The organism is Streptomyces sp. NPDC001970, assembly GCF_053594115.1.
This window is the reverse complement of sequence record NZ_JBSFDW010000091.1, coordinates 1-5894: the sequence shown is the minus strand read 5'-3', so window position 1 is coordinate 5894 and position 5894 is coordinate 1. Positions and strand designations below refer to the sequence as shown.

The following is a 5894-nucleotide window of genomic DNA, read 5'->3' as shown; positions in this document are numbered from 1 at the left end:
GCTCTCGGTCGCCGGCGTCACGGATCTGGGTGCCGAGACCGGGCGGGTTGGCGAAGCGGGTGGCGTGCCGGGTGACGTCGTGGTTGGACAGCACCCAGGTGCTGGGGGCGCCGACGGGGCGCATCGCGGCGAGCGAGCCGTCGATGACCGAGCGCAGCTCGGCTGCATCCCAGCCGGTGCCCAGGTACTGGAAGTTGAAGGCCTGGTGGAGCTCGTCGGGGCGTACGTAGTTGGCCGTGCGCTCCACGGTCGGAGTCCAGGCCTCGGCGACCGCGATCCGGTCCCCCGGGTACTCGTCGAGGATCTTGCGCCAGGAGCGGTAGATCTCGTGTACGCCGTCCTGGTCGAAGAACGGCATGACGTTGTTCCCGAGCAGCTTGAGCTGGTCCTGGCCACCCAGGTCGGGCAGCCCGTCGGCCTTGACCAGGCCGTGGGCGACATCGACGCGGAAGCCGTCGACGCCCATGTCCAGCCAGAAGCGCAGGATCGAGCGGAACTCGTCGGCGACGGCCGGGTGGTCCCAGTTGAAGTCGGGCTGCTCGGGCGCGAAAAGGTGCAGATACCAGTCGCCCGGGGCGCCGTCGGGGTTCTCGGTACGCGTCCAGGCGGGGCCGCCGAAGATGGACTCCCAGTCGTTGGGCGGAAGTTCACCGTCCGCGCCCTTGCCGGGGCGGAAGTGGTAGCGCTCGCGCAGCGCGGAGCCGGGACCCTCGGCGAGGGCGCGCTTGAACCACTCGTGCTGGTCGGACGAGTGGTTGGGGACCAGATCCACGATGATGCGCAGGCCCAGCTCATGGGCGTCGCGGATCAGCGCGTCGGCGTCGTGGAGGGTACCGAACATCGGGTCGATGGCCCGGTAGTCGGCGACGTCGTAACCGGCGTCGGCCTGCGGGGACGCGTAGAAAGGGCTGAGCCAGACGGCGTCGACACCGAGGTTCTTCAGGTACGGCAGCCGGCTGCGCACCCCGTCGAGGTCACCCATGCCGTCGCCGTTCCCGTCGGCGAAGCTGCGCGGGTAGACCTGGTAGATCACCGCGTCGCGCCACCAGCCCGGCCGGGTGCTGTCGAGGGTGTGAGTGGGGGCAGCGAGGTGCTGGGTCATGTCTTCCCTGAGTAGGAGAGGCGGACGGGAAACAGGTCGGGGGTGCGCGTCAGGACTTCGCAGCGCCGGCGGTGAGGCCGGTGACCAGGTGGCGCTGGACGAGGTAGAAGACGAGCGACGCGGGGAGGGCGATGAGCACCGCGGTCGCGGCCATCAGGTCCCACTGGGTGTCGTACTGGCTGACGAAGGTGGTGAGGCCGATGGACAAGGTGTACTTGCCCTCGCTGAGCATGAACACCGACGCATAGGCGACCTCGCCCCAAGCGGTGAGGAAGGTGTAGAAGGCGGCCACCGCGAGACCCGGGCGGGCGAGCGGCAGGATCAGCCGGTAGAAGGTGCCGAACGGGGTGAGTCCGTCGACCCGGCCCGCCTCGTCGATCTCGTGCGGGATGGTGTCGAAGTAGCCCTTGAGCAGCCACGCACAGTACGGAACGGCGGTCGTGCAGTAGACGAGGATGAGCGCCCCGTAGGTGTCCAGCAGTCCGAGGTCGGCGACGATCTTGTAGAGCGGGACCATCAGGATGGCGACCGGGAACATCTGGGTGACCAGGAAGGTCCACATCAGCTGACGGTGGCCGGGGAAGCGCATCCGGGAGATGGCGTAACCGGCGCTGGCGGCGATGAACACGCCCAGCAGACAGGTGCCGAGGGCCACGATCAGCGAGTTGACGAACCACTGGAGGAACTCGGTGTCGTTCAGCACCGCCGAGTAGTTCTCAAAGCTGATCTTGGACGCGATCTGGTCCGGGTGGAGGAAGTCGGTCTTGTCCGGGCCGAGCGAGATCCAGGCGATCCAGGCGACCGGGAAGAAGGCGATGAAGCTCGCCACCAGCAGGGTGGCGTGGATGGCGAGGGAGGCGCCGAAGCTGCGCTGTCCGCGGCGCCGGGTGCGGCCGCGGCCGCCGGGTGCTGCGTTCTTCGCCACAGTGGCCGCCGTGGGGCGTTCGGTCGTGAGGCTCATGTCGGTGGTGTCCTTTCCGGCGTCAGGCGGCGGTCTGCTCGTTGCGGGCGAGCCAGCGCCGGTAGAAGGAGGCGAAGACGACGAGCATCGACAGGATGATCACGCCATAGGCGGCCGATCCCGCGTAGTCGCGCGGGTCCTGACCGAAGCCGAGCCGGTAGGCCCAGGTGACGAGGATCTGGGCCTCGGGTGCGCCGGTGGCGCCGAACAGCAGGAAGATCACCACGAACTGGTTGAACGTCCAGATGACGCCGAGCAGGATCACGGTGGAGCTGACCGAGCGCAGACCGGGCAGCGTGACGTGACGGAAGCGCTGCCACGGAGTGGTGCCGTCCATCTCGGCGGCCTCGTACAGGTCCGTGTTGATCGACTGCAGTCCGCCGAGCAGCGAGACCATCATGAAGGGCACGCCGACCCAGACGTTGACCATGATCGCGGAGGTGCGCTGCCAGAAGACGTCGCTGAGCCAGCCGGGCTGCGGCAGGTCCAGCCAGCCGAGCGCGGTGTTCAGGATGCCGCCCTCGTCGGCGAGGATCAGCCGCCACGAGAAGACGGTGACGAAGGTGGGCACGGCCCACGGCAGGATCAGCACGAGCCGGTAGAGGGTACGGCCGCGCAGCTTGCGGTTGAGCAGCATCGCAAGACCAAGGCCGATGCCGTAGTGGAACGCGACGCAGACGACCGTCCACACGATCGTCCAGGTGAAGTGCGGCCAGAACTGTCCGTCGGAGCCCGAGAGGATCTCCGTGTAGTTCTCCGCGCCGACGAACGAGAAGGAGTCCGGGATCTTGTTGACGCCGATGGTCCGGCCCACGTTGAGGCTGTTGGCGTCGGTCATCGACAGATAGATGCCGCGGATCAGCGGATAGAGCACCAGGACGCCGAGGACGATGACGACCGGCGTCACCATGGCCCATGCATACCAGTGCTTCTCGTAGGAGAGCTTCATACGGGCGAAGAGCCCGGGACGCGGGGCGTCGCCACGCCCGCCCTTTCGGGTAGCACCCTTGACGGCGACGGTCATCTTCGGCACCTTCTCGGCAATCCTCTGCGGTGGTCGGTGGGGAGTACGGCTGCACGGCCAGCCCGCCCCGGTCAGGCGGGGCGGGCCGGCCGTGAGGATCAGGAGTAGTCCGGCAGCAGCTTCTTGTAGGACGTGGCGGTGTCGTCCAGACCCTTCTTCACGTCGACCTTGCCCTGGAGGATCTTGGTGACGTTGGTCTCGAAGTCGGTGTACAGGGAGCTGTAGCTCGGGTCCGAGCCGCGCGCCTTACCGGCCTCGGCCAGCACCTTCTGCATGTCACCGAAGCCGGGCAGCGCCTTGACCTCGGCGGTGTAGGCGGAGGTGCGGGTCGGCAGAGTGCTGTTCTTCAGCGCGATCTTCGCCTGGCTCTCGCCGGAGGTCATGAAGCCGACGAACTTCTGCGCGGCCTTCTGGTGGGCGGCGTCGGAGCCGGCGTAGACCGAGAGGTTGTGGCCGCCGATCGGGGCGCCCTTGCCGGAGGGGCCGGCCGGGACGGAGGAGATGCCCAGGTTCGCCGCGTCCTTGAAGGCGGGGCCCTGGTAGATGTTGGTGAGCTCCCACGGGCCCTGGACGATCATCGCGACCTTGGCGGACGTGAAGGCGTCCTGCATGTGAGCGTACGCGTCGGCGGAGACGTCGAGCTTGGCGACACCCGGGGCGGTCAGCAGGCTCTTGCTGGTCTCGATGGCCTTGACGGCCTTGTCCGAGTTGACGGTGATCTTCTTGCCCTCGGAGTCGATCAGGTCGACGCCCTCGCCGTACAGGAACGGCATCTGGTAGTAGCCGGCCTTGTTCATCCAGAAGCCGTCAGCGTCCGTCTTGTCCGCCACCGCCTTGGAAACCGTCTTCAGCTCGTCCCAGGTGGTGGGCGCCTTGTCGAAGCCGGCCTTCTTCAGGAGGTCCTTGTTCCACATCAGCGCGAGCGAGTCGGTGACGATCGGCGCACCGTAGGTCTTGCCCTCGTACTGCGCCTGCTTGAGCAGGGCCGGGGTGATGTCCTCGGAGTTCTTCAGCGCGTCGGTGCCGTCGAGCGGCGCGAGGAACTGCGACTTCGCCCAGTTGGCGGTCCAGCCGACATCGGCGCGGATGACGTCGGGCGCTCCCTTGCTGCCGGCCGCGGTCTGGAACTTGTTCTGGGCCTGCTCGAAGGGGACGTTGACGTACTCGACCTTGATGTCCTTGTTGGCCTGCTCGAACTCGGAGATCAGGGCCTTGTAGTTCGGCGACTCGTTCGTGGCGTTCGAGGTGTCCCACCAGGTGATGGTGACGGGGCCGCCGTCACCCTTCGAGCCGTTGTCGCTGTCGCCACCGCATGCCGTTACCGCAAGCGCCAGAGCGGCGGTCAGCGCGGTGGCCGCTATGCCACGTCGCATGTGAACTCCTTCGATGGGGCCGCTCCATCACGGCGCCGATTCGTCGAGGAACGTAACAAGGTTGAAAGAGGACCGAAAGACCTTGCGAGAGATTTCTGCAAAGGGCGGGGATCGTTACATCCGCGTGTCCTCACGGTTGCCGACATGAACCTTGTCAACCACGGACTCGTACGCTCCGGACCCCTCTGACGGGCCCAGACGCCCCGCACGGGCGCCGCGACAGGTCTGCGCAACTGCTTCCGCAAGAGATTGCGGCGCTGTTACCTTCGACATAGGTCGGCGTTGAACCGGTAGATCCGAAACATCCCGAATCAGGCAGACGAAGGGGACCGTCCATGACGCAGGAGCTCAGCACGACCACCGCGCCGCAGCTCGATCGGCAGTCGGACCGGACGGGACCGGAGCGGGGCTGGTGGCGTGACGCCGTCATCTACCAGGTGTACGTCCGCTCCTTCGCCGACAGCGACGGCGACGGCATCGGCGATCTGCGCGGCATCCGCGAGCGGCTCCCCTATCTCGCCTCGCTCGGCGTGGACGCGGTCTGGGTGACCCCCTTCTATGCGTCCCCGCAGGCCGACGGCGGCTACGACGTCTCGGACTACCGGGCCGTCGACCCCCTCTTCGGCCGGTTGTCCGACGCCGACGACCTCGTCCGCGAGGCCCACCGCCTGGGCCTGCGGGTGATCGTCGACATCGTCCCGAACCACACGTCCGACCAGCACGCCTGGTTCCGCGCAGCGCTCGCCGGGGGCCCCGAGCGGGCGTACTACCACTTCCGGCCCGGCAAGGGCGCGCACGGTGAACTGCCGCCCAACGACTGGGAGTCCGTCTTCGGCGGGCCCGCCTGGACCCGCGTCGAGGTGCCGGACGGCAATGGGGGCACCTCCCAGCCGGAGGCTGGGGGAGAGTGGTACCTCCACCTCTTCGCGCCCGAGCAGCCCGATCTCAACTGGGACCAGCCCGCCGTGCAGGAGGAGCTCACCTCCGTCCTGCGCTTCTGGCTCGACCTCGGCGTCGACGGCTTCCGCATCGACGTGGCGCACGGCATGGTCAAGGCGGACGGCCTGCCCGACATCGGGCTGCGCGAGCAGGCGAAGATGATCGGCGCGCAGGTGCTGCCGTTCTTCGACCAGGACGGGGTGCACGCGATCCACCGCGGCTGGCGCCGGCTGCTGGACTCGTACGACGGCGAACGCGTCGGGGTCGCCGAGGCCTGGGCACCGACGCCGGAGCGGCTCGCTCTCTACGTGCGCCCGGACGAGATGCACCAGGCGTTCAACTTCCAGTTCCTGCGTTGCCCCTGGGACCCGGCGCGGATGCGGGAGGTCATCGACGCGTCCCTGGTGGCAACGGCGTCGGTGGGGGCGCCCACGACCTGGGTGCTGTCCAACCATGACGTCGTACGCCACACGACGCGGTACGGCGACGGGCCCG

At 67.8% G+C, this 5894-nt stretch carries 5 protein-coding genes; 1 reads left to right on the top strand and 4 read right to left on the bottom strand.

The genetic code is table 11. The annotated features are described in order from the left end of the window. The 4 genes from ACWCP0_RS41800 to ACWCP0_RS41785 all read right to left on the bottom strand — a co-directional run. The coding region (locus tag ACWCP0_RS41800; RefSeq protein ID WP_451083933.1) for an alpha-amylase family glycosyl hydrolase at positions 1-1102 on the bottom strand (1102 nt) is incomplete at its 3' end. 49 nt (positions 1103-1151) lie between these two features. Further along, complete coding sequence (locus ACWCP0_RS41795; protein WP_451083932.1) at positions 1152-2063, bottom strand: sugar ABC transporter permease; 912 nt, start codon at positions 2061-2063, stop codon at positions 1152-1154. Positions 2064-2085: 22 nt separating this feature from the next. After that, positions 2086-3087: a carbohydrate ABC transporter permease gene (locus tag ACWCP0_RS41790; protein ID WP_451083931.1), complete on the bottom strand. Its 1002-nt coding sequence runs from the start codon at positions 3085-3087 to the stop codon at positions 2086-2088. A 98-nt stretch (positions 3088-3185) separates the two neighbouring features. Then, entirely contained in the window at positions 3186-4460 is a 1275-nt protein-coding gene (locus ACWCP0_RS41785) for an extracellular solute-binding protein (protein WP_451083930.1), read from the bottom strand. Between the two features lie 335 nt (positions 4461-4795). On the opposite strand from ACWCP0_RS41785, the gene ACWCP0_RS41780 reads away from it, so the two are divergent. Beyond that, the coding region (locus ACWCP0_RS41780; RefSeq protein ID WP_451083929.1) for an alpha-amylase family glycosyl hydrolase at positions 4796-5894 on the top strand (1099 nt) is incomplete at its 3' end.

Coding starts and splice junctions, on each gene's coding strand:
- ACWCP0_RS41795 (WP_451083932.1), bottom strand. CDS start 2,063: ATGAGCCTCACGACCGAACGCCCCACGGCGGCCACTGTGGCGAAGAAC.
- ACWCP0_RS41790 (WP_451083931.1), bottom strand. CDS start 3,087: ATGACCGTCGCCGTCAAGGGTGCTACCCGAAAGGGCGGGCGTGGCGAC.
- ACWCP0_RS41785 (WP_451083930.1), bottom strand. CDS start 4,460: ATGCGACGTGGCATAGCGGCCACCGCGCTGACCGCCGCTCTGGCGCTT.